General features: G+C 39.4%; 20 protein-coding genes, 1 tRNA gene and 2 other annotated features. Of the genes, 7 read left to right on the forward strand and 14 right to left on the reverse strand.

From position 1 onward, the window contains the following. Positions 1–97: 97 nt before the first annotated feature. Positions 98–1,057 (reverse strand): alpha/beta hydrolase, encoded by a 960-nt coding sequence (locus QGM71_RS08605; protein WP_327607129.1) that lies wholly within the window; start codon positions 1,055–1,057, stop codon positions 98–100. 56 nt (positions 1,058–1,113) lie between these two features. After that, positions 1,114–2,880 (reverse strand): glycerophosphodiester phosphodiesterase family protein, encoded by a 1,767-nt coding sequence (locus QGM71_RS08610; RefSeq protein ID WP_327607130.1) that lies wholly within the window; start codon positions 2,878–2,880, stop codon positions 1,114–1,116. A gap of 263 nt (positions 2,881–3,143) precedes the next feature. Here QGM71_RS08610 and QGM71_RS08615 point away from each other — a divergent pair, with 263 nt between their 5' ends. Both QGM71_RS08615 and QGM71_RS08620 read left to right on the forward strand, forming a co-directional pair. Further along, positions 3,144–4,019 (forward strand): ATP-binding protein, encoded by an 876-nt coding sequence (locus QGM71_RS08615; protein ID WP_327607131.1) that lies wholly within the window; start codon positions 3,144–3,146, stop codon positions 4,017–4,019. Between the two features lie 15 nt (positions 4,020–4,034). After that, positions 4,035–5,948 (forward strand): vWA domain-containing protein, encoded by a 1,914-nt coding sequence (locus tag QGM71_RS08620; protein ID WP_327607132.1) that lies wholly within the window; start codon positions 4,035–4,037, stop codon positions 5,946–5,948. A gap of 595 nt (positions 5,949–6,543) precedes the next feature. On the opposite strand, the gene QGM71_RS08625 is transcribed toward QGM71_RS08620, so the two are convergent. The 5 genes from QGM71_RS08625 to QGM71_RS08645 form a co-directional block, all read right to left on the reverse strand. Then, positions 6,544–6,774 carry a hypothetical protein gene (locus QGM71_RS08625; protein ID WP_327607133.1) on the reverse strand — a complete coding sequence of 77 codons (231 nt, stop codon included), beginning with the start codon at positions 6,772–6,774 and terminating at the stop codon, positions 6,544–6,546. Beyond that, a complete protein-coding gene (locus QGM71_RS08630; RefSeq protein ID WP_327607134.1) occupies positions 6,771–7,952 on the reverse strand; it encodes a Ger(x)C family spore germination protein in 1,182 nt (393 codons plus the stop codon). Before QGM71_RS08630 ends, QGM71_RS08625 begins: the two co-directional genes overlap by 4 nt. A 30-nt stretch (positions 7,953–7,982) precedes the next feature. Then, positions 7,983–9,080 (reverse strand): GerAB/ArcD/ProY family transporter, encoded by a 1,098-nt coding sequence (locus QGM71_RS08635; protein WP_327607135.1) that lies wholly within the window; start codon positions 9,078–9,080, stop codon positions 7,983–7,985. A 32-nt stretch (positions 9,081–9,112) separates the two neighbouring features. Beyond that, positions 9,113–10,681 carry a spore germination protein gene (locus QGM71_RS08640; protein WP_407703008.1) on the reverse strand — a complete coding sequence of 523 codons (1,569 nt, stop codon included), beginning with the start codon at positions 10,679–10,681 and terminating at the stop codon, positions 9,113–9,115. A 191-nt stretch (positions 10,682–10,872) separates the two neighbouring features. After that, the gene (locus tag QGM71_RS08645) at positions 10,873–11,493 is read right to left on the reverse strand and encodes a TVP38/TMEM64 family protein (protein WP_327607136.1); all 621 of its coding nucleotides are present in this window, start codon (positions 11,491–11,493) and stop codon (positions 10,873–10,875) included. Between the two features lie 138 nt (positions 11,494–11,631). On the opposite strand from QGM71_RS08645, the gene QGM71_RS08650 reads away from it, so the two are divergent. Then, the gene (locus tag QGM71_RS08650) at positions 11,632–13,203 is read left to right on the forward strand and encodes an alkaline phosphatase family protein (protein WP_327607137.1); all 1,572 of its coding nucleotides are present in this window, start codon (positions 11,632–11,634) and stop codon (positions 13,201–13,203) included. 129 nt (positions 13,204–13,332) lie between these two features. Here the strand turns inward: QGM71_RS08650 and QGM71_RS08655 are convergent, their stop codons facing one another. The 7 genes from QGM71_RS08655 to QGM71_RS08685 all read right to left on the reverse strand — a co-directional run bounded on the left by QGM71_RS08655 (position 13,333) and on the right by QGM71_RS08685 (position 20,818). Then, the gene (locus QGM71_RS08655; protein ID WP_327607138.1) at positions 13,333–14,505 is read right to left on the reverse strand and encodes a hydroxymethylglutaryl-CoA synthase; all 1,173 of its coding nucleotides are present in this window, start codon (positions 14,503–14,505) and stop codon (positions 13,333–13,335) included. 345 nt (positions 14,506–14,850) lie between these two features. Further along, a complete protein-coding gene (locus QGM71_RS08660) occupies positions 14,851–15,507 on the reverse strand; it encodes a ribonuclease H family protein (RefSeq protein ID WP_327607139.1) in 657 nt (218 codons plus the stop codon). A 214-nt stretch (positions 15,508–15,721) separates the two neighbouring features. Beyond that, on the reverse strand, positions 15,722–16,795 hold the full coding sequence (locus QGM71_RS08665; protein ID WP_327607140.1) for a bifunctional 3-deoxy-7-phosphoheptulonate synthase/chorismate mutase: 1,074 nt from the start codon (positions 16,793–16,795) through the stop codon (positions 15,722–15,724). Between the two features lie 127 nt (positions 16,796–16,922). Next, positions 16,923–17,151, reverse strand: a binding site (T-box leader). 48 nt (positions 17,152–17,199) lie between these two features. Then, positions 17,200–17,428 (reverse strand) — a binding site (T-box leader). 183 nt (positions 17,429–17,611) lie between these two features. Further along, a complete protein-coding gene (locus tag QGM71_RS08670) occupies positions 17,612–18,790 on the reverse strand; it encodes a pyridoxal phosphate-dependent aminotransferase (protein ID WP_327607141.1) in 1,179 nt (392 codons plus the stop codon). A 589-nt stretch (positions 18,791–19,379) separates the two neighbouring features. Further along, positions 19,380–20,264: a manganese catalase family protein gene (locus tag QGM71_RS08675; RefSeq protein WP_407703012.1), complete on the reverse strand. Its 885-nt coding sequence runs from the start codon at positions 20,262–20,264 to the stop codon at positions 19,380–19,382. A gap of 54 nt (positions 20,265–20,318) precedes the next feature. After that, positions 20,319–20,558, reverse strand: coding sequence for a DUF2642 domain-containing protein (locus QGM71_RS08680; RefSeq protein ID WP_327607143.1), 240 nt, complete (start codon positions 20,556–20,558; stop codon positions 20,319–20,321). 188 nt (positions 20,559–20,746) lie between these two features. Continuing rightward, positions 20,747–20,818: transfer RNA gene (locus tag QGM71_RS08685), tRNA-Val, on the reverse strand. Between the two features lie 413 nt (positions 20,819–21,231). Between QGM71_RS08685 and QGM71_RS08690 the strand changes: the two genes are divergently transcribed. The 4 genes from QGM71_RS08690 (at position 21,232) to QGM71_RS08705 (ending at position 26,250) form a co-directional block, all read left to right on the forward strand. Then, entirely contained in the window at positions 21,232–22,962 is a 1,731-nt protein-coding gene (locus tag QGM71_RS08690; RefSeq protein ID WP_327607144.1) for an ABC transporter ATP-binding protein, read from the forward strand. After that, complete coding sequence (locus QGM71_RS08695) at positions 22,952–24,778, forward strand: ABC transporter ATP-binding protein (protein ID WP_327607145.1); 1,827 nt, start codon at positions 22,952–22,954, stop codon at positions 24,776–24,778. The genes QGM71_RS08690 and QGM71_RS08695 overlap by 11 nt, the downstream gene beginning before the upstream one ends. Before the next feature lie 80 nt (positions 24,779–24,858). Continuing rightward, positions 24,859–25,584, forward strand: coding sequence for an alpha/beta hydrolase (locus QGM71_RS08700; protein ID WP_327607146.1), 726 nt, complete (start codon positions 24,859–24,861; stop codon positions 25,582–25,584). Positions 25,585–25,731: 147 nt separating this feature from the next. After that, complete coding sequence (locus tag QGM71_RS08705) at positions 25,732–26,250, forward strand: YjcG family protein (RefSeq protein ID WP_327607147.1); 519 nt, start codon at positions 25,732–25,734, stop codon at positions 26,248–26,250. Position 26,251 lies beyond the last annotated feature (1 nt).

Raw genomic sequence — 26,251 nt, forward strand, 5'->3', positions numbered from 1 at the left:
ATTGAGACTGTGTTTACTATTCCTCACCAACAATACAGATTCCTCACTTACAATTCGTTTCCACATCAACTCAAATCAACCTTCTCCTCCGATACCCCTACTCATCGAGATAAAATACACTTTCAATAAAAGCTGTCACCCGTTTCTTGAATTCCCCTGTTACATTATCAAAAGCCTTGGTATGTCCGGCGTCAGGAACAATCCATAATTCCTTCTCCCCGCCAGCTGCATTATAAATCGCATGGGCCATTTTAGTCGGAACCAGATCATCTGCGTCTCCGTGAATAATAAATAATGGCAGGTTATTTTTCTTCACCTGTTCAATGGAGGATGCCTCGGTAAACGTATAACCTGACCGTATCTTCGTAATAACACTTGTAACATTGAGTAGTGGGAATGACGGTAGATTGTATATATGATCGAGTTGATGCATTAATTCTTCCTTTACCGTACTGTAGCCACTGTCAGCAACAATACCTTTCACCTCATCCGGAAGCTCCTCGCCACTTGTCATGAGAACCGTTGCAGCCCCCATGGAATTCCCATGCAAAATAATTCCCTCTGCACCAAAGTCATCGATCAGCATAGTTGTCCAGTCCACCATATCGAGCCGATCATGCCAGCCGTAGCCGATATAATCCCCTTCGCTATCACCATGGCCCCTTGCGTCAGGAAGCAGGATATCAAACCCCTGTTCATAGTAAAATTTCGTAAGCTTCCCCATGTCATCACCTATGTTTCGAAATCCATGTACTAAAATAACCGCTTTATTTGTGGCCGCTTCATTTTTGATAAATTTCGCTTTTAATTTTAAGTCATCGTAGGCTGTCAATTCTACAACTTCAGGATTCTGCTTTTCATACCAATCCTCCGCATCATCAAACAGCTTTTGATCCTGCGCACTTGCCATTGTATTTACGGCTTCATCTTCACTATGTAGTTCAACATCCGTTCCTCGCTTAATTCCTTGGCCATAAAAATAATTCCCCGCAAAAACCAATCCTATCAGCAAAACAACAATAATACTGCTGGCAATCACCAGTAGTTTCTTTTTCATCTTTGTTCCCCCTGTCGGAAAGTGCACTTCCCGTTTTATGTTGAACGGTCTTTACTCTATCTTATCCCCAGCACCTGCTGGACCCGTTCTGGATAATCTGTAATAATTCCATCAATATTATAGGTCAGCACCTCCTCAATATTTCTTTCAATATTCACCGTCCATACCCATACTTCGCGATTGAGGTTCTGGGCATTTCTAATAAACCGTTTCGTCAGCATGCTTTCCCGGATCGTATAAAAGTCCACATCCAAATTCGCTAAATTACCAGCAGATAAAAACAGGATCTGACCGATCTTTATTGTGTTATTTTTGTTACGGATCTCCTGTAGTAAATCATAGTTAAAGGATTGAACATAGGTAAGGCTGTCAGCCTCGTGTTTCTCAACCAACTCGACAATTGCCCCGGCAAAATCCGTGTTAGGATCCACAGCCTTTAAATCGAGGATAAGTTTCGTATCATTCTCTTTAGCCTCTTGTATAACCTCATCCAATGTTGGTATTCTTTCCCCTGTAAAGGCTTCATCATAATGTCGTCCAATATCGATTTGTGAAACTTCCTCATAGGTCATGTTCTTAATACTTTCTGCTACACCTGCTGTTCGTTGCAGGTCATAGTCATGATTCAAGACGAGTACCCCGTCCTTTGTCATCATGACATCCACTTCAACAGCATCCACCCCTTTTTCAATCGCAGACCGAATACTGCTCATCGAGTTTTCCGGTGCTTCCTTCATGTCCCCTCTGTGACTTGCGACTGCCACGTCCCACTTTAAATAAACGATACTATCATTTACTGCATAATTAATAATAAACATCCCTGTTAACGTAATAGCGACAACAGCTGTTAAAGTATATTTCCGTTTTGTAAAATATCGGCTAATTCCTTCTTCAAGATTAGTTAAATGATGATTTCTCTTTAATTTTAACGTATCTTTTACTAAAAAATCTTCTTTTTGTTGAAACTGGTAAAATAACCTTGTCAAAATAATGATATTAACAGGTATCAAAAACTGCGAAAAAATGAGCGTCAAATAACTTGAGAATGTCAGTAAGTAATTTTTAATGAAATTACCAATTAATTTCACATCGAGCAGCGTTGCAGTCTGGGATACCAGACTCATAACTATAAACACAAATACAAAAAACAGCAGATTCAGAAGACAAAGATAAAAAATCAAGCGCAATTTATTATACTTGGTAACTGTCCAACTGCTTTTCATAGCTTCCCAAATGGACTTGTCTTCGATAAAAATAAAATGAAGTGCAAAAATCCACCGAATAAACAAATAACCAAATAGTATTAGGATAGTGAAGTAAATGATCATCGACAAGTACGATTCATATAATATACCCGTCAGAAAAATGGTTACATTAAAATCGAGTACTGGAGGCAATGTCGATGAATCTATAAAAGGAATAAAAAGCAACAGGAGAAAGAACAACTGAAAAATTCCAAACCCAAGCAGCTTAGGTAATTTGGAAAGTGTCGTAACAACTGCTTCAGCGACATAAACACTGTGATTAAAAAACCTTTTCTGAGCAATAATAATTAGAACACCAAACTCCACAAATAAAATAGCCACAGCAAAAAAACTTATCAAAAGAATACCAGTCATTCCCGTAAAGCTTAAACCCAGCTTATATACTTCTGTATTTAAAAGTGAACTTGCCCCCATTACCATTAACAATCGGTTAAAAATGTAGGAAAGGAACGGAACAAAAATGAGGCTTGCCAGTAATGCGTATATTAATTCAAAGGACAAATATTTTTTATAGGAAAATGAAAAGTCTCGTAAACTACTTGTAAATAAATTGTACATGGTTGCATCCTTTCCGAGCGGGCGCCTGTCTCCTGGTTTGATCTGGTAAATTTCCAATCGGCAGGAGTCTTACTACCAGTAAGTTGCGCAATAAATTGATTATTGCACCCACAGTACAGAAGTTCAACTAAAACAAAGCCATCCCCCGATGTAAAGTGTTTCCTTTAATTATACTACTTTTAACAGAACTTGATCCTTACAACCGTATTTTTTTGTTATTCTATCAAAAAAAGACTACACTAATTCTGAAAGGATGATCGTACATGAATTTAGTTGATAAGCTCCCAGATAATATAAGCGAATTAGTAACTGCGGGAAGACGGAAACAAACAACATCATTTACAGAATTGATAAGAGATGGTGGTTATGTCCCGCCAGATATTAATTTACTCACCGATGCGATAACAGCTCTGAGTATGGGAAAGAACATATTATTGAAAGGGCCAACAGGTGCAGGTAAGACGAAGTTTGCTGAGACGCTCTCCAGCTTATTTAATCAACCTATGTTCAGTGTCAATTGTTCCGTTGATTTGGATGCGGAAAGCCTGCTGGGATTTAAGACATTAGCATACGAAGAAGACAAACAAGTGATTCAATTTATCCCCGGACCTGTAACCAATTCCATGAAACATGGAGTTTTTCTATATATCGATGAGATCAACATGGCGAAGCCGGAAACGTTACCACTTATTAATGGAGTTCTTGACTACCGGAGAACGATTACAAATCCATTTACGAATGAAATCATTACTGCTGAAGATGGGTTTGGTGTAATTGCCGCAATTAATGAGGGTTATATTGGGACTGTTCCACTTAATGAAGCTTTGAAAAATAGGTTCATCGTCATCGAGGTTCCTTATATTGAAGGTGATCAGCTTAAGCAAGTGATTCAAGCGAATACGAGGCTTCATGACGAATCAACAACGGATTTGTTTATTAAGTTATCCTCCGATCTGATTCAAGCCGTCCACCAAGGTAAACTGACCGAAGATGCTGCTTCTATTCGCGCATTGCTCGATGCTTGTGATTTAAGTACTTTGATTCCACCGAAACGAGCCATTCAACGTTCAATTGTTGATAAGCTGGACGAAGAGAGAGAAAAAGAATTTGTAAAGAACCTAGCAGAAACACTGTTCTAGATAGGAGAATGTCAGATGTATCGTTTTCATAACGCGAAGATCGACACAAATCTTTTTCTGCAGCTGCAGGACCTGGCCACTGTATTATCAGAAGATCCCGACTTAAAGTTTGAATACAGTTATCGGTCCTATATTGATGTTGTGGATAAAAAGGTGACCGCGAGTACTGTTTGGAATATTGGCAGTCCCGCAATTCAGAAGCCAGGTTTAAAATCTGATTTATATTTGCGAATCATTGGAACATTGCATTACTCTTCCATTCAAGCCATGAAAGGCTATTTGGAGCGTATTCAATCCTCCAGTTTGCCTAAGTTTGCCATTCAGCTCTTTACCTTATTAGAGGATCTCCGTTTGGAGGAAATCGTGAAAAAAGAACGTCCGGGCACAAAGGCAGTCTTTCAAATTCGAAAAAACTACCTAAGGCATTATTTTGAAACACAGCTAACCACAAATGTTACCAAAAGTTATATGCTGGATGAATTATTTTGTCTCCTTTATTTAAAACTGCAATCCGATCATCCTGATCCTGTCTTTACACAGGCAAACGACAAAACACTGGAGCAATTGAAAAGGGTAACTCCTCTTCTCTATTCGGTTTTCGAAGCGAGAAGCACCGCAGCCATTGCAGAGATTTCTGAGCAGATTGTATTGCAAACAGAAGGAGAATTTCGGGATTGCATAAATGAGTATTTTATATTCCCTATCGCCCATATTGAACATTTTACAAGGAACACGTTATTTGATGAGTTAACACGAACAGATAGCCTGGCAAACGACGACTATGAAGAAGTAGATCAGGATAAAAGTGAGTATATTGATGAAAAATTTTCGACATGGCATCACGAGAATAAAAATGGCGATGGAAATAACACTTTCTTGCAATTTGAGCTGGAGCAAGGTACAAAAACAAGTTTAATCGGTGAGGGTGCAAGAGAAACAGAGGAAGGTGACCAAGCGATGGCTTCCATTCAGGGTACTTCTGGTGATAGTAAACAAAATGACTACTCCGACATGGAATCGATGCAAAAGAAAGAAAAAAATCAAGGGAAACAAATGAAAGGAAGAACCTATGGTGTGGAAAATAAAGATGCAGTAAACCTAATTAAAAAAGCCAACACACCAACTAGTCATGAGATCGAATTATACCAAAAATTCTTCCTGGAGATGGAGCCTTATAAACGGAAGCTTTCGTTAACAATTGAAAAAATGCTGGAGCATAAACGAAACTCTCCACGCAAGGATCTACTGTTTGGCCGGTTATCTAGAAAACTCTTACCAATCATGATCGATGATGAAAGGAGAATTTTTTATAAAAAAAATCAGGAATCCAACGAAATCGATGCCGTTTTCAACCTGTTTATTGATTGTTCAGCCTCCATGCATAATAAAATGGACGAAACAAAGAAAGGAATTGTTCTCTTTCATGAAGTTCTCAAGCACTTGAAAATTCCCCATTCTATCGTTGGGTTTTGGGAGGATGCAAATGATGTAAAGGAAGGCTACCAGCCAAATTATTCCCACATAATCCATTCCTTCACGGATTCCTTTTATAAAAATAATGGTCCGAAGATTATGCAGCTGGAACCACAGGAAGATAATCGGGATGGCTTCAGCATTCGTGCAATTACACATGAGTTGGAAGAACGCCGTGAAAAGAACAAGTTTCTACTAGTCTTTTCAGATGGCGAACCAGCTGCTTCCGACTATAATGAGAACGGCATTGTCGATACCCATGAAGCTGTATTGGAGGCCCGTAAAAAAGGAATTGATGTCATTGGTATGTTTCTAGCTGATGGCGAAGTTGAAGAGCAAGAAGACCAAATGATGAAAAATATTTACGGAAGAGAACGTGTGATAATCCCAAGCGTTGCAGAACTTCCTGAGCATTTCACACCATTGCTTAAAAAGTTGTTGTTAAAAGCAATGTAATGGACCTTACTGGTTCTTGTCGAACGACATAAATGAGCAAGAGATTGGGCTCTCATAAAGCTGATGAGCGACCGAACAGGATAAAAAAGCAAGAGAATGTGCTCTCATAAAGCTGATGAGCTACCGAACAAGATAAAAAAGCAAGAGAATATGCTCTCATAAAGCTGATGAGCTACCGAACAAGATAAAAAAGCAAGAGAATATGCTCTCATAAAGCTGATGAGCTACCGAACAAGATAAAAAAGCAAGAGATTGTGCTCTCATAAAGCTGATGAGCGCCGAACAAGATAAAAAAGCAAGAGATTGTGTTCTCATAAGGCTGATGAGCGCCCCACAGTGAGCATGAACTTGCGAACGTGAACGAGAAACAGGACTGAAGCGTTGCACACCAGCAATAATATTAGCTTATCAAATGCAATATCTTTTAGAAAACAACTTTTATTCTATACTCCCTCTATACTCGTTCTTACTTTTTAAATAAGCCATATCACGTAAAGTAGTGATATGGCTTATTGTATGATCTCGTTGTTCTTATGCATAGAGTAAAGTTTTAACTTTACTCTATGCCAAATGTGAAGAGTTTGTGTACCAATTTTCACTTTGGTTCCATTAACTTACCAAGAGGTTTAAATACAATTTCAACCAACTGAGACGGTCCCGGCATTGTTGGAAAATAGATGAGAAGAATTGCCAAAAGAACGCCTCCTACTGTGAACACTATAAAAAATTGTTTTTCCTTCCGAAGGTTTTTATCTATTTTTGGCCATTCATATAATGTAATAAGGACAGCGATAACTAGGATTACAAACACATATCCCAACTTCATTGACCAGCCTCCTCTTCTTCTGGAACGCTTTGAGGGGACGTGGAACTCCCTGGTCTCTGAATTTCCACCCTACTTTTAATTTCCACTTCTACTTCTGGGAATTTCTCTTTCCATTGATCTTTTACCTTATTCCATTCCTTTGGATAATGACGTCGAAAGGCTTTACCAAAGTTAACTATATCTACTTGCATTTCTTTTTGAACAAGCTCTAGCGTCAAACGAATTCGTTCGTCAATTTCTTGTTCCAGTTGTTTTTCCACTTTTTTTAGAGTTGCAGGATCCCCCATATTTAGTTTTGTTTCATTCTCCCTTACATCGTCAAACGACTCCACTTCCACGACCATTTTCCATTTACCATTTTTAATTTCCGGCTTCAACACCGTACTGGCGTCAAATATATAAAAAGAGATCAATCCCTCTGCTTCTTCTGGTTCAATGGTTACCGTAGAAGTTTTAATTTCATCTCTCAGCCATAGTAGTCCTCTCGTTAGTTTCTCATCGATTTCTCCAACCATTTTTCCCTTATCAAATACAGCTGTACCTTCCGTACGCAGGCCAGGTTTTTCAGGGGAATCGGATACTATCTTTACAATTGGCAATACAGCACCACTGTCATTACTAGATAACATTTCCATCAAATCTTTTAAGGTTATATTTACACCAATCTCAAAGTTGGCTAATTTCCTGGCAAACTCTGCAGAACTTGTCTCTAAGTCTGGTTTGATGTTGAGAAAATCCGCCGGACCTCCTTTAGTCACAAATACATTCATTCGCAGTCTTGGAAAAGGTGATCTTGCAAAATAGTCTATATATTTATGAATACCTTCCTCAGCCAGTTTTTCCCCAATAAAAACCACTTGGTTGTGCCCGATGAACAACTCGCGGGAAACTTCTTGCTGAAGTTTAGAGCTGGCATCAAAGATGGTTCTGCCCGTAATTCTTTGGACAGTTGACACTTCTCCTCCTTCACCACCACCTCCTGCCTGACCGCCCCCTAATGCTCCGGGATTTATGATCTGTACGGAAAGCTCCAACTGATCCTCATCAGCTCTATCAAGCCCTACCCCTAAAACAATTGCTATATCATTAACCTCCGTGCGGTCCCAGCATCCAGCAAGAAAGAGCATTCCTATAATACCTAGGCAAAAAATATGCGTTTTTTTAAGTATTATAAACATTATTTTCATCACCTCTTCCTTCCGCTTTATTCACGCAGATTTATTTGAAGTTTTTTTACGGAAAACAGCAAGTAAAAACAATAGAACAGGAATTAGAACATAAAAGATAGGGCCATAAAATGGAAATATATGACTTAAGATATAACTGAGCTCCTGTAAACTGGTTGCCGACCAAATACTCATTCCACCCAGTAAGAACCCTATCGGAAAAACTATCGGCCGGTAGTCAGACAATTTCAGTAACTGTGCTGTGCCAAGGACAATTGCATAGTAAAAGACGGTGATTTTGATAAAGGTTGTGGCTACCCACAGCGCCATTACTATCGATTCAAAATTCTGAATGAAATCAGCCAAATTTATCTGTCTTACAGCTTCCATTACCGGATACGTAAATGTTTCTGTCAATTTCCCGAGCACCATCACCGTTACTAAATTTGTAATCACCAATGTAAACATAACAGCTGCTAAGGTAAACATACTTACTTTCATTCCTTTTTTTCTATCCTTGAGAAAAGGAAGAAAAAAGGATAGCATGAAAAATTGCATAAACCAGCCGGAAGGTACGACCGCCCCCATTAAAGAAGGTGTAATCCCTTTTTCAAATACAGATAAAATATTCGTAACATCCGTTTCAGCAAGAAGCAGCAGGAGTGTAGAGATAAATACTAATGCTACGACAGGTATGATTATTTCTGCACTTCTAGCAAGAACCTCCACTCCTCCCCTTACTGCAAGTGCACAGACGAACAGAATACTACCGATTATGACCACCATTGGCGTATCAGGAAGGAAGCTCCCAACGATAAACTCTCCATATTCTCTTATAATCATGCCATTTGAATGAAATAAAAAGAATATAAGAGCAGCCCCAAGCAATTTACCGAAGAACTTCCCAGTAATTTTTTCTCCATATTGGATAATTGTTTGCTCGGGAAACCGTTTATTTAATTGGATGACTAGAAAGACTACCAAAACTCCGGCAAACGAAGCCCATATCGGAGACAGCCATAAATCCTGCTTTGCATACTTTCCCGTAATGGCTGGTACGAGAAGGATAGCTGTTGCTGTAATTGTCGGATAGAGCAAAAAAGCCATCTGTAAAGCACTAATCTTCCCCTTTTCAACCATCTGCTTCCACCTCCCTATACATAGTTGCTAGTTCATTCCTTCCCTCTTATCGGACTCGGTTTCTGGTTATTAGATTGGCGATTTGTATTACTTTTACCAGTAGAATGCGGTCTTGTGTTCAATTTCCACCACGGGGCGCGTACGAGAATATCTTTCATGTCCTTACCCTTCATTGGCGCCATAGGACTCAGGTATGGCTCTCCGAAAGTACGCAATGACGCTAAGTGAACAATAATAAGAAGAATACCCAGCATAGCTCCAAGTAAACCAAGTGTTCCCGCCAAAATTATAATTGGAAATCGGAGCATGCGAATCGCATAGGACGCCTCGTAGTTTGGTACAGTAAAGGAAGCTACCCCTGTAATAGCAACAACGATTACCATTGGTGCTGAGACTATTCCTGCAGAAACTGCTGCTTCGCCAATTACGAGTGCTCCAACAATACTTACAGCTCCTCCAAGCTGCTTTGGCAGACGCACACCTGCTTCCCTTAATGCTTCAAAGGTGATTTCCATGATTAATGCTTCAACCAGGGCCGGAAAGGGCACTTGCTCACGTGAAGCTGCTGCACTGATTAAAAGCGCCGTCGGAATCATTTCATGATGATAGGTGAGCAGTGCTACATACAAAGACGGGAACAGCAATGATACCAGGAAAAACATATAACGAAGCCAGCGGATTAATGTTCCTACCAAAAAGCGACTGTAGTAATCTTGAGGTGATTGCAGTAGAGTATAAAGTGTTGTAGGTACGACCATCGAAATCGGCGTTCCATCAACCAATATAGCGACACGCCCCTCCAGCAGATTAGCTGTCACCACATCGGGGCGCTCGGTGGTTAAGGCCTGCGGAAAGGGGGAATATGGATCATCCTCGATAAATTCTTCCAATACACCACTTTCTATTATGCCGTCAATATCCACTCGCTTAATCCTTTTTTCAACCTCATCAATTAATTCTTGTCCAGCAATTCCCTCAATGTAAGCAATTATCACCTTTGTTTCGGTATACCTTCCTACTGCCATTGATTGCATTTTTAACTTGGGATTATGAATCCTTCTTCTTAGTAGAGAAGTATTAACAGATAAGGTTTCAACAAATCCTTCTCGCGGTCCCCGGACAACCATTTCTGCCTGGGGCTCCTCCACAGACCGTTTCTCCCATTTGGAGAGACCTAGTGCAAAACCTGTATTCTGCTTATCCACAAGGATGACCGGATTTCCAGAAGCTATTTCTTTAACACACTCTGAAATTTCTTTCACCTTTTTCACATCGGATACAGCTACTTTCTTATCGATCAATGAATCTACTGCAGTGCCTGTATCTCTTGTTACATTCATCAACGGCGACAGTACGCCCTCATCTATTTCCTGAACATTTGACATTCCTTCAATGTAGATAAGCATTGCTTTATCATTTTCGCCTATGTAAAAAGACCGGAAAACTACGTCCGAACTATTTTTATAGATGTCCCGAAGCTTATTTTCATCCGCTGACAGGTTTCCAGATAACTGCGACTGTTCGATAGTCGATTGTTCTTTTCCAGGCATATTATTCTTTTTATTTTTACTTGCTTTATATTGTTTTCTCCGTTTTATCATAAAATCTTCCAGCCCCCCATCCCGCGGTTTGCATCCCTACCACCTTTTTTGTAATTCATCTGAGACATTTTTTATAGCTTGGTTTTATGCAAGGAATTTTATACCTTTTTAAAAGGAATATATGGCAAAACCAGTGGGGCTGTTCTTTATCTATCTACGTTAATCCCTGTCAAAGGATTTATAAATCATCACTAACTTTTTTTCTTATACCACCAGCGGTAAATGAATAGGATAATAATAATAAAACCGAGATAGAATAAAATACCTGCAGCAAATGAACGAGGCGAAACAAAGAGTTGATTTCCTAAGTAGGCATAGACCAGCATTCCAGGTATTTGCCCGAGAGCAGTCGCCAGAATGTAAGTCTTAAATAACATTGAACTTAATCCAGAATACACATTTACTGCAGGTGGAGGAATAATTGGAATCATTCGGCTGAATAGGATAGCTATAAATGCATTTTTACTAATAATTAGTTCAAACTTTTTAATCTTTTTAAATCGTACTATATAATTTTGAAATTGGCTCACAAAAAAGTAACGTGCTAGTACAAAAAACACAGCCGCCGCTCCAACTGAACCTGTCCAGTTAATGATCGCCCCCACCCATACTCCATACTTCGCTCCCATCACCCCTGCAAATACAGTAAATGGAACGATGGGGATAACACCGAAAAAGATACTCAGAAAGAACATAAATGGAAGCTGTGATAAATCACTTTGGTTCAACCAGTTCAGCAAGGGGTCCCGATATAGAAAAGCAATATAAATACTAATTCCATAAATGATGCCAATCATTATTATTTTTTTCATACTAGTGGCTCCTTAGAAAAGCTTTTTTAAAATTTTATTTTCGACTGACAGTAAATAGATTGAACGCTTCATATGAATACTATAACTAACTTAAATTACAGAGATTTCAACAAAACTAACCTAAAGGATGATCCACAAATGATTAAAAAAATAGTAATTACACTTTTGAGTATCGCTCTACTCCTTTTTGCAATTAATTGGTATGGATTTTCTACACCAACTAAAGACATTAATAGCGTTTCCATTTCTCCCTCTAAAAAACCCGTCGTCTTTCTAATCATTGATTCCTTGATGGATGAGCCCATGCAAAAAGCAATGGAGGAAGGACGTGCCCCTGCCTTGACATTCTTATCTGAACAAGGGCAGTATGTGGATCGTGTTGTAAGCTCCTACCCTACGATGTCTGTTACGATTGACAGTACCCTTTTAACAGGAGTCTATGCAGACAAGCATCAACTGCCAGGGCTTGTTTGGTTCAATAAAGAAGAAAATAGGTTGATCAGCTATGGAAGTGGTAAAATGGAAATATTTCATGGTGGTGTAAAGCAAGTTTTAAAAGACAGTATGTCCAATCTGAACCAAGAGCATTTAAGCAAAAATACAGCAACTATATATGAAGATTTAGATGACAGACAAATTCAATCAGCCTCCATCAACGGGCTCGTCTACCGTGGAAATCAAAAACATAACCTGCATGTACCGAGAATTGCCTCAGCATTCAATCTGCTACCGAAGGATTTTACTGTAAAAGGCCCGACATTGTTCTCTATGGGAAGCCTCTCTCAATATAGTCCAGATAATAATAAACATAATAGAGTCTGGCAGGACCTGGGAATGAATGATGCTTTTACGGCGGAAGAAATAACTTACCTTATTCAGAATGAGAGTCTCCCCTCTTTTACACTTGGCTATTTTCCTGATCTAGATCATCCTGTTCATGAAAATGGTCCTGCCGAGATAAATGGAATTGAGCAAATTGACCAGCACCTGCAAACGATCTTGGATGCTTTCCCCACATGGGAAGATGCCCTGGAAAATATGACTCTGATTGTGTATGGTGACAGCGGCCAAGCAATTATCGGTGAAGATCGGAATGAAGCCATTATTGATTTACCAGCACTTTTTGAAATGTATCAGCTTGCTGAACTGGGAGAACTTGTGAAAACGAAAGATCAGCTCGCGTTGGCTGTTAATGAACGGATGGCATATATTCATTTATTGGATGACAATCTTACCTATATGGATTTGGTTTCAGACTTGATGGATGACCCCAGAATTGGTTTCATAGCATGGAAAGATGAGGAAAAGAATTATGTTACAGCTGAAGGTTCAAATCAACTATTTACTTTTCAACCTGATGGAAATTTTACTGATCCGTATAATCAAACTTGGGGTATGCATGGTGATCTTTCTATTCTAGATTTATCCACAAACGACAAAAATGAAATGGACTATGGAGAATACCCTGACGCACTCGCACGACTCCACGGCGCGCTCCATTCTCATAAAGGCCGTTTTCTCATTGTTGATGCAAAGCCAGGTTATGAATTTATTGCTGAACACTCCCCAACCCATGTAGGAGGTGGCGGACATGGCTCGTTACATGCCAAGGATTCACTCACACCGCTTCTTATCACAGGCACCGACACACAACCTGCTCATAAGCGTGCCGTAGACTTTAAAGCATGGTTATTAGAGCTAATTGAATAATTGTATTACGCGTTCAATTGAAAAACTACACAAACAACATTAGATAAAATGCAATTTGTGAAGTGGTGACTATAATTCATTAAAAAGACTCAGGGGGTAAATTATAATCTCCCCTGAGTCTTTTATTTCCTATCTTAACTTATTAACATAATTACGCATGTTGTCAGTCATTCCTACCAGGCAAATTGCTGCAGGGTCTTTATCGATGTTAAACTCGATGTTTGAACCATCCGTCGGCAAGGTTTCCTGGAAAATTTCTTCGTATTCTGGAACAGATACTTCTGTTCTGGATGTAAATAAACCTTTATGTTCTTCAACATATAAATGATCCTGAAAACCAGCTTGCAGGATACCAGTAAAGAACTCTCCTACTGCCCCGGATCCATAGCTGAACAATCCGATTCGTGAACCTGCCTGCAGGTCTTCTTTTTGTTCTAGCAGTGAAAGTAAACTTAAATACAAGGACCCGGTATAAATATTTCCAACATTTTTATTGTATTCTGCACTGATTTTATAGTTCGCTGCTAATCGTTGCTGAGTAGCTTCCGTTCCTTCATCCAAGACAGTTTTTAACGCCTTCATTCCCATTTTTGTATAAGGAAGGTGAAAACAGAGCGCTTCAAAGTCGTTTAAATCCAGTCCTGTCTTCTCTTTATATTGCTCCCACATCTTTGAAAAGAACAATATGTATTGTTCATTTGAAAATTTTCCATCCACAAAGGCTTTATCCGAATAGTTTGGACGCCAAAAGTCCATAATATCGTCTGTCAGATATGTACTTTGAGCTTCGAGTGCTATTACTTTCGGGTCGGCACTGATTACCATTGCAACAGCGCCTGCTCCCTGTGTTGCTTCACCAGAGGTATTTAAACCGTATCTTGCAATATCGGAGCCCAATACCAGTACCTTGCTTTCCGGATTCAATGCAACATGACCCTTTGCCATTTGAATAGCAGCAGTCGCTCCATAGCATGCATGCTTCACTTCAATACAGCGGGCATGTGGATTAAGCCCGACTAAATGGTGAACATATACAGCTGCCGACTTGGAGTGATCGATACCTGTTTCTGTTGCGAATATAACGAAATCAATCTTCTCTTTATCCGTTTCGTCTAAGATTCCCAATGCCGCATTTGCTGCCAGTGTAACCGGATCCTGCGTGATAGGTGCAAGCGCCATCTTTTCCTGCCCGATCCCTATCGTGAATTTTGCGGGCTCAATATTTCTGGCAACCGCTAATTTATTCATATCAACATATAAATGAGGTACATAAAAACCTAGTTTATCAATTCCTATTTTCATGTGTGCTACTCCTTTACAGGGGCTGTCCCCTAGTGCTCTAAAGTGGTTAAGTAACTGACGAAGATTCGTTGCATACTAAGGGTTCCTAACTTATTTAGCCGCCGTCAGGAAGAGATGAACCTAGTATTATCCATCGTCTTGTGTTCACTTTCCATTTTACTATATTATCACAAAGGGACCTGTCTCTTCTATTATATTCTATCAATTTGAAAATTCAGCATCAAACGAATTCTAGTATTGATTGGTTCAAACACTTACAAAAGGTGTTACATCCCCGTGCTGGCAACTCTCAAATCTCTGTGGAATCAGGGGCTTTATATCTGAATTTATGCATAAAGTCCCCCCTCATGTTATTTCCCATGTGCTCGTTATTTCAACTTCACTCAAGGCTTGTGAGGCTAACTGGTCTGCCTCCTTATTCTGCTTACGAGGAACGAGTTCAAATACAGCATCGATTCCCAGCTGATCCATTTTATTTTCAATCCTGTCGGCCCAATTGACTAACGCCTCCTCATAGCAAGGCCAGTCTTCTTGCAACTGGTTAATTACCACCTGCGAATCTCCAACAAAAGTTACTGGTAAATGATGGACACCCAAAATCTCCAATTCTTGTAATGCTAGGTGCAACGCAGCGAATTCTGCTTCGTTGTTTGTTTCTAATTCTTCTACTAATGCATTTCTTCGAAGGCGAAATGATTTGTCATTCTGTTCATAGTAAATAGCACAGCCAAGCCCTGATCGTTTTGTTTTCAAATCAAAGCCACCATCAAAATAAACCGTCACATGGTGGGGTTCTGTTTTAATTTCTTCCATCTGCTTCTTTAGTTCCTTCAAGCTCCATGCAGTTTCATGGCGATCAATGAATACTAAATTTTTCATCCGCTTCGTTCTTTCTAAATCCTCAACCAGCAATAATGCCTTCTTGGCAGGCATTTCTTCCGAGCTGAACACTGATTCTGTTCCTTTGGGGGTTCGATAGGTAAATTCAATTCTGACATTCATAGTAAAACCACCTATACTTAATTCTCGTGATTACCCGTTCTTCTACTAAGATCCATTATACCCAGTCAGCTATCAAGAATATTCTTGAAAAGGAATTATGCTGGAAAATAGCAAAGGGGAGCTAGGTAAGTTTCTACCGCGCCCCCTCCTGTTATATGCCAGTTATCCATATCTTAATCAATGGACCAGCCTTCATTCCCATTCAATATTTATCTTATTTTAACTTCTCTTTAAATAATTTCAACTCATTGATAAACGCATTGAATTCAGGAATGTCCATTTGCTGAGCGGAATCAGATAACGCCACTGCAGGATCTGGATGAACTTCTGCCATAACTGCATCAGCCCCAATTGCCAAAGCAGCTTTTGCAGTTGGGAATAGTAAGTCCTTTCTGCCTGTAGAATGGGTTACATCAACAATAACCGGCAAATGCGTTTCTTTCTTCAGAATTGGTACCGCTGAAATATCTAATGTGTTTCTTGTGGCTTTCTCATATGTGCGAATTCCTCGCTCACATAAAATAATTTGGTCGTTCCCCTGAGAAATGATATATTCCGCTGCATTTATAAATTCTTCAATCGTCGCCGAAAGTCCTCGTTTTAATAAAACGGGTTTCTTTACCTTTCCTACCGTTTTAAGTAACTCAAAGTTCTGCATGTTACGAGCACCTACTTGAATTACATCGACGTATCTTAATGATTCTTCTACATCATGCGGGGTAAGAATCTCACTCACCACCGACATTCCTACTTCATCTGCAACCTCTCTCAGAATTCGTAAACCTTCTATTCCTAAGCCCTGAAAGTCATACGGTGATGTACGAGGTTTGAAAGCTCCACCCCGCAATAAAGTAAGTCCTTGTTTCTTCATTGCTAAAGCAACAGCTTTTACTTGCTCATAGCCTTCCACTGCACATGGACCCATGATAAACTGCTGGTTGCCATTACCAACCTTCACACCATTGATATCGACAATAGTATCTTCCGGCTGAGCTTTTCGTGAAACTAACAATGCTTTTCGATGATTATCTTCCTGAAGCTCCAAGCTTGCCTTAAAGATCTCTTTAAAAATGTGCTGAATGGTTGAGGCTTCAAATGGTCCAGCGTGATTCTTCAGTATCAAATCAAGCGATTGGCGCTCACGAATTGGATCAAAACGGTTTACTCCTTGTTGCTTCTTTGTACCGATTTCCTGAACAATTCCTGCACGCTCATTTAGTAAGGCTAAGATCTGTAGGTTAATATCATCAATTTTGTTACGTAACTCCGTCAAGTCGTGTGTACTCATTAGTAAATTCCTCCTGTAATATAATCATAATTTAATTTTAGTTTTTATTAGTTTTTGCTTATAAACACGCTACTTTTCTAATCAGAAATTATCGCCTCCTATAAAAAAAATCCCTGTCGTTTAAAACGACAGGGACGATTCGTATCGCGGTACCACCCTTATTGTGAACAGATCTGCTCACCACTTTCACTTGTTAACGATCTAATGACCGTCTTTTCCTTCATAAAGAATTTACTTTACTCGAAAAAGAAGCTCCAGGACTGTAATTCATGCTTATCTTTGGCTGATTCACACCACCATCAGCTCTCTGAAAACAGGGAGATAAGACACTACTATTTTCCTTTCTTCGCTTACAAACTTATTTAATTTTTTATAATAAAAAAATCCCTACTGATTTATTGATCAGTAGGGACGATTTTTATCGCGGTACCACCCTAGTTGTGAGTACTATACTCACCACTTTATCTTGTTAACGATCAAATGACCGTCTTTTTCTACATAAAGATTTTTCTTTACTTCGAAAAAGAAGCTTCAGGAATGTAATTTCGTGTTTATCTTTGGCTGATTCACACCACCATCAGCTCTCTAATACAGGGAGATAAGACACTACTATTTTCCTTTCGTCGCCGGTTTATATAAAATATTTTATTGAATGTTATAATTTCATATTATATGATTCTTACCATTCAATTGTCAACCCTTTTTAAAAATTAATTTTAGAATTCTCACATAATCTCTTGTTTTTCAAGCATCATAACCATGAGATTGCTTATTTGATTATATCAATCATAAATCACATTTATAATATGTCAATAGTTATTTCTTAAATATTCCTAATTTACCGATTCGCTCAGCCGCTTCTGCAAGACGTTCTTCACTTGCAAGTAATCCAACCCGAACAAACCCTTCTCCTGATTCTCCAAATCCACTCCCAGGAGCAACTACAACATGAGCTTTTTCTAGAAGCAAATCAGCAAACGATATTGACGTATATCCTTCTGGGACAGGTAACCAGGCGAAGAAGGTACCCTTTGGCTTTGGAACTTTCCATCCAATCTCATGGAGCTTTTCTACAAGAACATTACGTCGCTTCTCATATGTATTCACTAATTGTTCTACTGCCGACTGATCCCCTAGCAGAGCTTTTTCCGCAGCTTGCTGGATTGCCCCAAACAAGCTGACATACAGGTGATCCTGAATAAGATTTAAGCTTTCTATAACAGAACGGTTACCAACAGCAAATCCGACACGCCATCCAGCCATATTGTACGTTTTAGATAAGGTATACATCTCTATCCCAATGTCCTTCGCACCTTCAGACTGCAGAAAGCTTTGTGGTTTATCACCATCGAAACCAATTGCACCATAGGCAAAGTCATGGACGACGCAAATAGCATGCTTCTTGGCAAGTGCTATAGTTTCATCAAAAAATGCCTGATTAGCCGTAGCTGCTGTTGGGTTATTTGGATAATTTAAAAACAACAGCTTTGCTTGGTCTAAATCTTCTTTATCGATCTTATTATAATCTGGTAAAAAATCATTTTCTTCTAAAAGAGGCATCATTGCAGTTCGCGCATTCGCCAATGCTATACCTGACATATAATCCGGATAGCCAGGGTCAGGAAGTAATGCTAAATCCCCTGGATTAAGCAAACATTGGCTAAGCTCTACTAAACCTGTTTTAGCTCCAAATAAAATAGCAACCTCGGTTTCAGGATCTATATCCACTTCATATTGACGTTTGTAATAGGATGAAATAGCCTTTTTCAAAAACGTGTGCCCTGTAAACGGCGAATATTTATGATACGCTGGATTACTTGCAGCCACTTGTAACTCTTCTACAATATGTTCGGGAGTAGGCAAATCAGGATTTCCTTGTCCCAGATTAATTACATCATGACCTTCACTACTTAACCGCTGAACCTTATTGACAAGATTAGCAAAAAACTGCTGCGGCAACCGCTTCAACGTATCCGAAAACTCAAAACGCTGCACAACTCTCACTCCTTTTGGGAAGGTGCACTTCCCGGTGCCTGTCACTTCCCGGTTTTTGTCGAATAATATCACACTTATTATATCGTAATTTTAACTTTCGCATTATTTTACCAATTCGTCAACTGAATCAGTGTAGTACGCTTCTGTGTAATGCTAATTTTTTGAACTATGTATGTACGAGAGTGATAGTCCGACGAACACCACCATAGTTGAACAATCCAACCAGCTTGTGAATCGCAATAAGCAACAAATAATTCATTTAAAATGTTATGCCTTAAGTGGAACGGCGAGGATAAGAAACATGTCACCATGAATTATGCAGCAAATAAATGATCGCTCTATTGAAAAACTGCCCCATTCCTCTACGAGTGAGACAGTTTGTTAAATCTAATAGTTCTAATTTGGTCACTGGATAAATTTCTTGAATGGCGATTTAGCCCTTCCCCTAGCCACGAGATAATTAGAAAACTTGGCATTCGCCAAGCCTTTGGGCGATGCCTTAGTTGCACTTATGCAGAAAGAAATATGGTTATGCTTTCTTTACTGCCAAATAAGGGATAACTCTATTAAAAGTTATCCCCTTAACAACCTATAACCCAGCCGACTTCTGCAACCGTCTGGCAATTTCCATAAAATCCTCCTGTGAAATACCAGGTGCAAATTCCTCAGGTACCGCTTCGTAATCTGGAACAGGTGCCCCCTTTGGTACTCCGTGAATGACTTCGAGTTGCTCCCCAGTCTCGGGATGCGTCCCCTTCCAAATCTGACTAATATCTCGATAATCCCGTTCACTAAAGGTGTAGAGCCTGCGATGCGCACCTTCCGCTTCAAACTTTCGCGTTGTATCAAATACACTATTATCAAGATTTGGGACCGGGAGCATTTTTGTTATATTAACACCTGTTGCTACTTCAAGTGCCTTTCCATAAGCAACAATATGTGTCCCACCACGGACTAGCAAGTATCCGATCATTTCTCTTGCGGTAGGATGGTCAGTCATTTCATATACCCTCATTTTATGTGTACGTGCTCCTATTTCCAAAAAATAGTTATGCAATAGATCAACTACTAAGTTTCCACTATTAAATACATTGTCCCCAGTCCATGCTCTCCCATGGGAATCACCTGGTTTGGCACTTTGTGCTGTATCAATAAAATGGTGATGACTTCGTTTATCTACTGCATTTCGCATCGGGGCAATATCAGGATCTCCCGGAAAGGTGCTACCTTCCATCATAATATTGATTGTATGAGCGACAAGCTCAACATGCCCGAATTCTTCAGCTGTAATACTGGCAACTAAGTCGTAAAAAGGTTTCAGCTTCTTTTTATTTTTAAAGTTAAATGACTGGTACATATAGTTATTTAATGTCGACATTTCGCCATACCTTCCGCCTAAGAGCTCTTGTACGGCAGAGGCGGCATCCGGATCTGCTTCCTTCGGTCGTGGTAATTCGATGGCAATTTGATCCATTCGTTCGATCAAATTTATTTCCCCTCCTTCATTACTATGCTTCTTAAAAATTGGTTACTCAGGTAGAACCCAAATTACCTGCTGCATCCGTATATGAAAATAACGCCTTTCAACCTCTACAACTACATGATCCGGGTATACACTTTTTAACGTACCGCGGACACTGTCCTTAATTGTTTGCACAACTACTACTCTATCCATACATTGCTGCAGCATTTGATACAAATACGGGTCAACGTGTGTCATCATTTGCGGTGCTTGCACATGTCTTTCCTCGTCATTTGAAGCGCTCATCCATGAACCTCCTTTTGCTCTCGCAGTATAAAAAACCCCTTCAACATCTAGTCTATTTCAGAATAAGCATGTCTTATAACCAGCAATTGTTAAGTTAAAAGGTAATTCAATAAAAGTACCCGAGCTTTTTCAGGGTACACAAAAAGCCACTTCTCAAAAAAACAATTGAGTAAGTGGCTTTACACGAATGAGCCGTACTGGATTTGAACCAGTGACCCCTTGCCTGTCAAGCAAGTATTCTCCCGCTGAACTAACGGCTCATGATATAATAGAACTCACTCTTAGACTATCGAGTGAGTAAATAACAATAATACTACTATATAGAATGTGCTTATTTCTGTCAATACTAACTACGGCTTAATACGGTTCCTGTCACTTCCCGAAGGAGTGCTGCTAAGCCGGTAGTATTCCGCTTTTCCAACTGTTTTCCCAGCGGCCCGGAAAGCAAATTAGAGTGGTTAACACCGATCGTTCTGCGCATAATATAGTTAATTCTGCGCTCCCAATTGTTTTTTGCGGTCGCTGTCTTTGAGGCCTGACTACCGGGATAACATCTTCCTCTCACCCATCGGCAAAAATAAGCTTCGTAACCCGAAATAAAAAGTTGGATTAAATCCCCAAATACTATTATAATAGTATAAAAATTGTTTCTATTTACGTATGGAGGGTCATCGTGAGAAAAGTTTTTTCGTTTTTAAAGCCATATAAACTTCCTATTGGCATTGCTTACACGCTTATGCTAGTTGAACTTGTAGCTGAGCTGCTGCTTCCTTTTTTTCTTGGAAAAATGATTAATGATGGGATTATTAATGAAGATTTAAGTACGATCATCATGTGGGGCGGTATTATGATTGGCCTCGCACTGGTTTCATTTGCTGCTGGAATAATTAATTCATTTTACGCTTCCCATGTCAGCTGGGGTTTCGCATTTGATATTAGAGAAAAGTTATTTAAAAAAATCCAGGCCTTTTCATTTGCTAATTTAAATAAATACCCTACTTCCGGTCTTGTTACACGTTTTACAAATGATGTACGCCAGATTCAGAATACCATTTTCATGGCTTTGCGAATTATGTCAAAAGCACCACTGATTGTAATTGGTGGCGTTATTATGGCATTTGTTGTTAATGCGAAACTTGCAGTGATCTTCCTGATTACTGTTCCGCTTCTGATCGGGTTTTTACTTTGGGTATTGAAAGTTGCCAGCAAAATGTTTGATAGAGTACAGAAGAATGTAGACAGTGTAAATCGAGTCATGCAGGAGAATCTTGCAGGCATGCGTTTAATCAAAGCGTTTGTCAGACGAAATCATGAGGAAAGCCGCTTCACTAAATCAAACGCAGCATTAGCTGACCAGACACGTACGACATTCCGTTTTGTTGAGTCGTCCATGCCGATTCTTTTATTTGTCATGAACCTGAGCTTAATTTTCATCATCTGGTTTGGCAATATGCAATCTATCGCGGGCGAAACATCTGTCGGGGACGTCGTTGCCATCGTTAACTATGCGCTGCGAGTATCAATGGCTATCTCTATGTTCACATTCATTATCATGGCCTTTTCACGTATGAAGGCTTCCGCTTCCCGTTTGAGCGAAGTACTGACGGTAGATGTTGATTTAATTAATCATAACGACGCAAAGGAAGCTACGGAGGTTATAGATGGGAAGATCGAATACGAGCATGTTGCATTTACATATCCAACAGCAGATGAGCCAGTGCTGACTGATGTAAGCTTTACTGTAAACCCAAGAGAAAAACTGGCGATTATCGGTGCGACTGGTGCCGGCAAGACATCGTTATTCCAGCTTATACCACGTCTTTATAACGTAACAAAAGGAGTATTATATATAGATCAAAAGCCAATTACATCCTATACCTTAGATCAGCTGCGTGGGAGCATTGGCTACGTTCCGCAGAGTCCGCTTCTTTTTACTGGATCAATTAGAGATAATATTGCCTGGGGCAAGGAAAACGCAACCCGTGAAGAAATCATCCAATCTGCAAAGGATGCTCAAATCCACGACACGATCATGGACCTTCCAGACCAATACGATACCCGTGTTGGCCAAAAAGGTGTTAATTTATCCGGTGGTCAAAAACAGCGAATTTCCATTGCTCGTGCACTAATACGCCGGCCGAAAATCTTGATGCTGGACGACAGTACCAGTGCGCTGGACTTAGCAACAGAATCAGAGCTTTTAAGAGCGATACAGCATTACCATTGCACAACGATGATCATCACTTCTAAAATATCAACAGCAATCAGCGCAGACCGCATTTTATTAATGAATGATGGGAAAGTGCTTGCAATTGGCACACACGAGGAACTATTAAATCAATCAAGCCTTTACATGCGAATAGTGGAATCCCAGTTTGGAAAGGAGTATGCAAATGCGAAATAACCAGCTGAAAGAGCCTTTTCTATACGAAAAAATTCCATTGGAAAAAATAACAACTGATAAAAAAAAGAAAGCCAAAAATACTGCAGGAACCATTAAACGAATTTGGACGTATTTAGCAAGGGAAAAAGGGAAGCTGCTGCTGGTTATTTTTATGGTTCTGATCAGCTCTGGTTTAAGCTTACTCGGCCCTTTTATGATCGGAATGGCCATTGATGATTTTATTGTGACACAGCAAAGTGCCGGGTTAGGTATCTTATTGATTTGGTTAGTGGTTATTTACTTATTCCACTCCTTATCAATATTCCTGCAAAATTTCTGGATGGTCGGGATTGCACAGAATACAGTTTACACACTGCGTTCCGATTTATTTCACCAATTTCACCGTCTGCCCATCTCCTACTTTGATAAACGGCAGCACGGTGAATTAATGAGTCGTGTTACGAATGATATTGATAATGTGAACAACACATTAAACCAATCGGTTATTCAGATTTTTGCAAGTATCTTAACGCTGGTTGGTACCGTTTCCGTTATGCTGTATCTAAGCCCGATCTTAACATTAGTAACCATGTCGATTATTCCATTTATGTTTCTCGGGATGAAATGGATAACGAAACGAACCGGCCCATTATATAAATTGCAGCAAAATGATTTGGGAGAAGTAAACGGCTATGTAGAGGAAATTGTTTCCGGACAGCATATTGTAAAAACATTTTCCCAGGAAAACCGTGTTATCCGTGAATTTGAAGAAAGAAATAAGAAACTGAACCGTTCTGGATTCTGGGCTTTAACCATCTCAGGCTTTATTCCGAAAGTCATGAACATGCTTAACTTCCTCAGTTTTGGCTTAATTGCATTGGTCGGTGGTATTCTGGCTATTAATGGAACAGGAATTGTGACTGTAGGTATAATTGTTATTTTCACAGAGTATGCACGTCAGTTTACAAGACCGTTAAATGAACTTTCTAATCAATTTAACATACTTCTTTCTGCTGTGGCGGGAGCTGAACGTGTGTTTCAGGTAATGGACGAAACGCAGGAAGAAACAGATGAAAAGAATGCGAAGGAATTACCAAGCACTACTGGAAAGGTAATCTTTGACAACGTCTCTTTCGCTTATGAGGATACACCCATTTTAAAAGAAGTAAGTTTTGAAGCTAATCCGGGTGAAACTGTGGCCTTTGTAGGTCACACAGGTGCCGGGAAAACAACGATTATTAATCTCATTTCGCGTTTTTATAACTATGACAGCGGGAAAATAACATTAGACGGCATCGATTTAAAAAATATCAAACGATCGAACCTACGTAAACATATGGCATTTGTTCTACAGGATTCCTTTTTATTCCACGATACCATTCGGGAAAATATTCGGTATGGTCGTTTGGATGCGACGGATCAAGAGGTAATTCAGGCTGCTCAGGATGCGAATGCCCATGATTTCATTGAGCGTCTCCCTGATGGCTATGATACGGTTCTGGACCAGGAGGGAAGCGGTATTAGTCAGGGACAGAAACAGCTGTTAACCATCGCAAGAGCCCTTCTCGCAGAGCCATCCATTCTTGTCCTGGATGAAGCTACAAGTAATATTGATACCATCACCGAGCTTAAGATTCAGGATGCGTTAAAACGCCTAATGCACGGAAGAACAAGTTTTGTCATTGCACATCGCCTGAATACAATCCAGGAAGCGGACAATATTATCATGCTGGAGGATGGTGAAATTATTGAAAAAGGCAGTCATGACAACCTCCTAAATCAGTATGGGAAATATTATGAACTGTATAAAGGGCAATTATTAGAAAAAGCAACTTAATAGGATTATAATGGGGCTGTAATAGATTAGACACAGCTTAGAAATGCTAACAGACATATATTTTAATTGAGGTGTACGTAATGGGCAGAAAAGGTTCAATGATTGAAAAAGAGATCGAAAGCAGTTATTTGAAAGAAACCATGAAACTAAAACTGTACCAGCCAGAGTCGTTCTCCCCACTGTATAAATATAATATTTGTATTATGCAGGATGGAAACGATTATTACCAAATGGGTAGAGTAGCCACATTGAGTGACAAACTGCACGACAGTCAGGAAATTACGAATACTGTTTTTGTTGGCATTCATTACCAGGATAAATACGACCGTAAAAAGAAGTATCATCCAAGTGGAGAGCAGCAGGATGCATATATTAAGTTTTTAGTAAATGAGGTTGTCCCCCTATTGGATGATATGCTTCCAACCTACCATATGGGACAATCACGTGCATTAATGGGAGACTCCCTTGCAGGTACATTAGCATTGATGACTGCACTTAAATATCCAAATACGTTTGGAAAAGTGATTATGCAGTCACCCTATGTGGACGATACCGTGCTAAACGCAGTAGAAAATGCCAGCAGTATTCATTCCATCGATCTGTACCACACCATCGGTACAGAAGAAACTGATGTTGATACAACTGATGGCAAGAAAGTAGACTTCTTAAATCCAAATCGCAAATTAAAAGCACTTCTTCAGGAAAAAGGTGCCAATTATGTTTATTATGAATTGGAAGATGGAGAACACACATGGAAGTATTGGCAAAAGGATATGAAACGCCTACTAACAACCATGTTTAACTAGGTCCAATGTATCTTTTTTCAAAAAATTACAAAATAAAGCCTTATTAGACTACGTTTTTGTTATAATAAAGAATACAACCGATATTGATGTACAGATGTGCACCATATTTATACGTAACAAGAAAATATAAATAGGAGGTTTTCATTTATGAAATACGGTATAGCCATTTTCCCATCAAAGTCTATTCAAGATGAAGCAAATTCATACAGAAAGCGTTATGATCCTCATTATGCATTAATTCCACCACACATCACGTTAAAGGAAGCGTTTGTGGCGGATAATACAACAATAGACAATTTAGTCACAGAATTAAAACATATAGCAAATGACACCAACCCATTCACAATTAATATTAATAAGGTCAGCACATTCGCTCCTGCGACGAATACTATTTATTTTAAGGTAGAGCCTATTCAGGAGCTTATTGATTTATACGAAAAAATGCATCAGGGTAACTTTCCAAAGAATCAGGAATATTCGTTTGTGCCCCATATTACAGTGGCTCAAAAATTAGTACATGACGAGTACTCTGATGTATTCGGCAGCATGCAGATGAAGAAAATTCAGTTTGAAGATGAAATTGATCGTTTCCAATTATTATATCAGTTAGAGAATGGGTCATGGACCGTTTATGAAACATTCGTATTCGGAAAGGAACACGTGTGAA

Origin of the sequence: Virgibacillus tibetensis, assembly GCF_036026595.1 — a bacterium.
GTDB classification, from domain to species: Bacteria; Bacillota; Bacilli; order Bacillales; family Amphibacillaceae; genus Virgibacillus_P; species Virgibacillus_P tibetensis.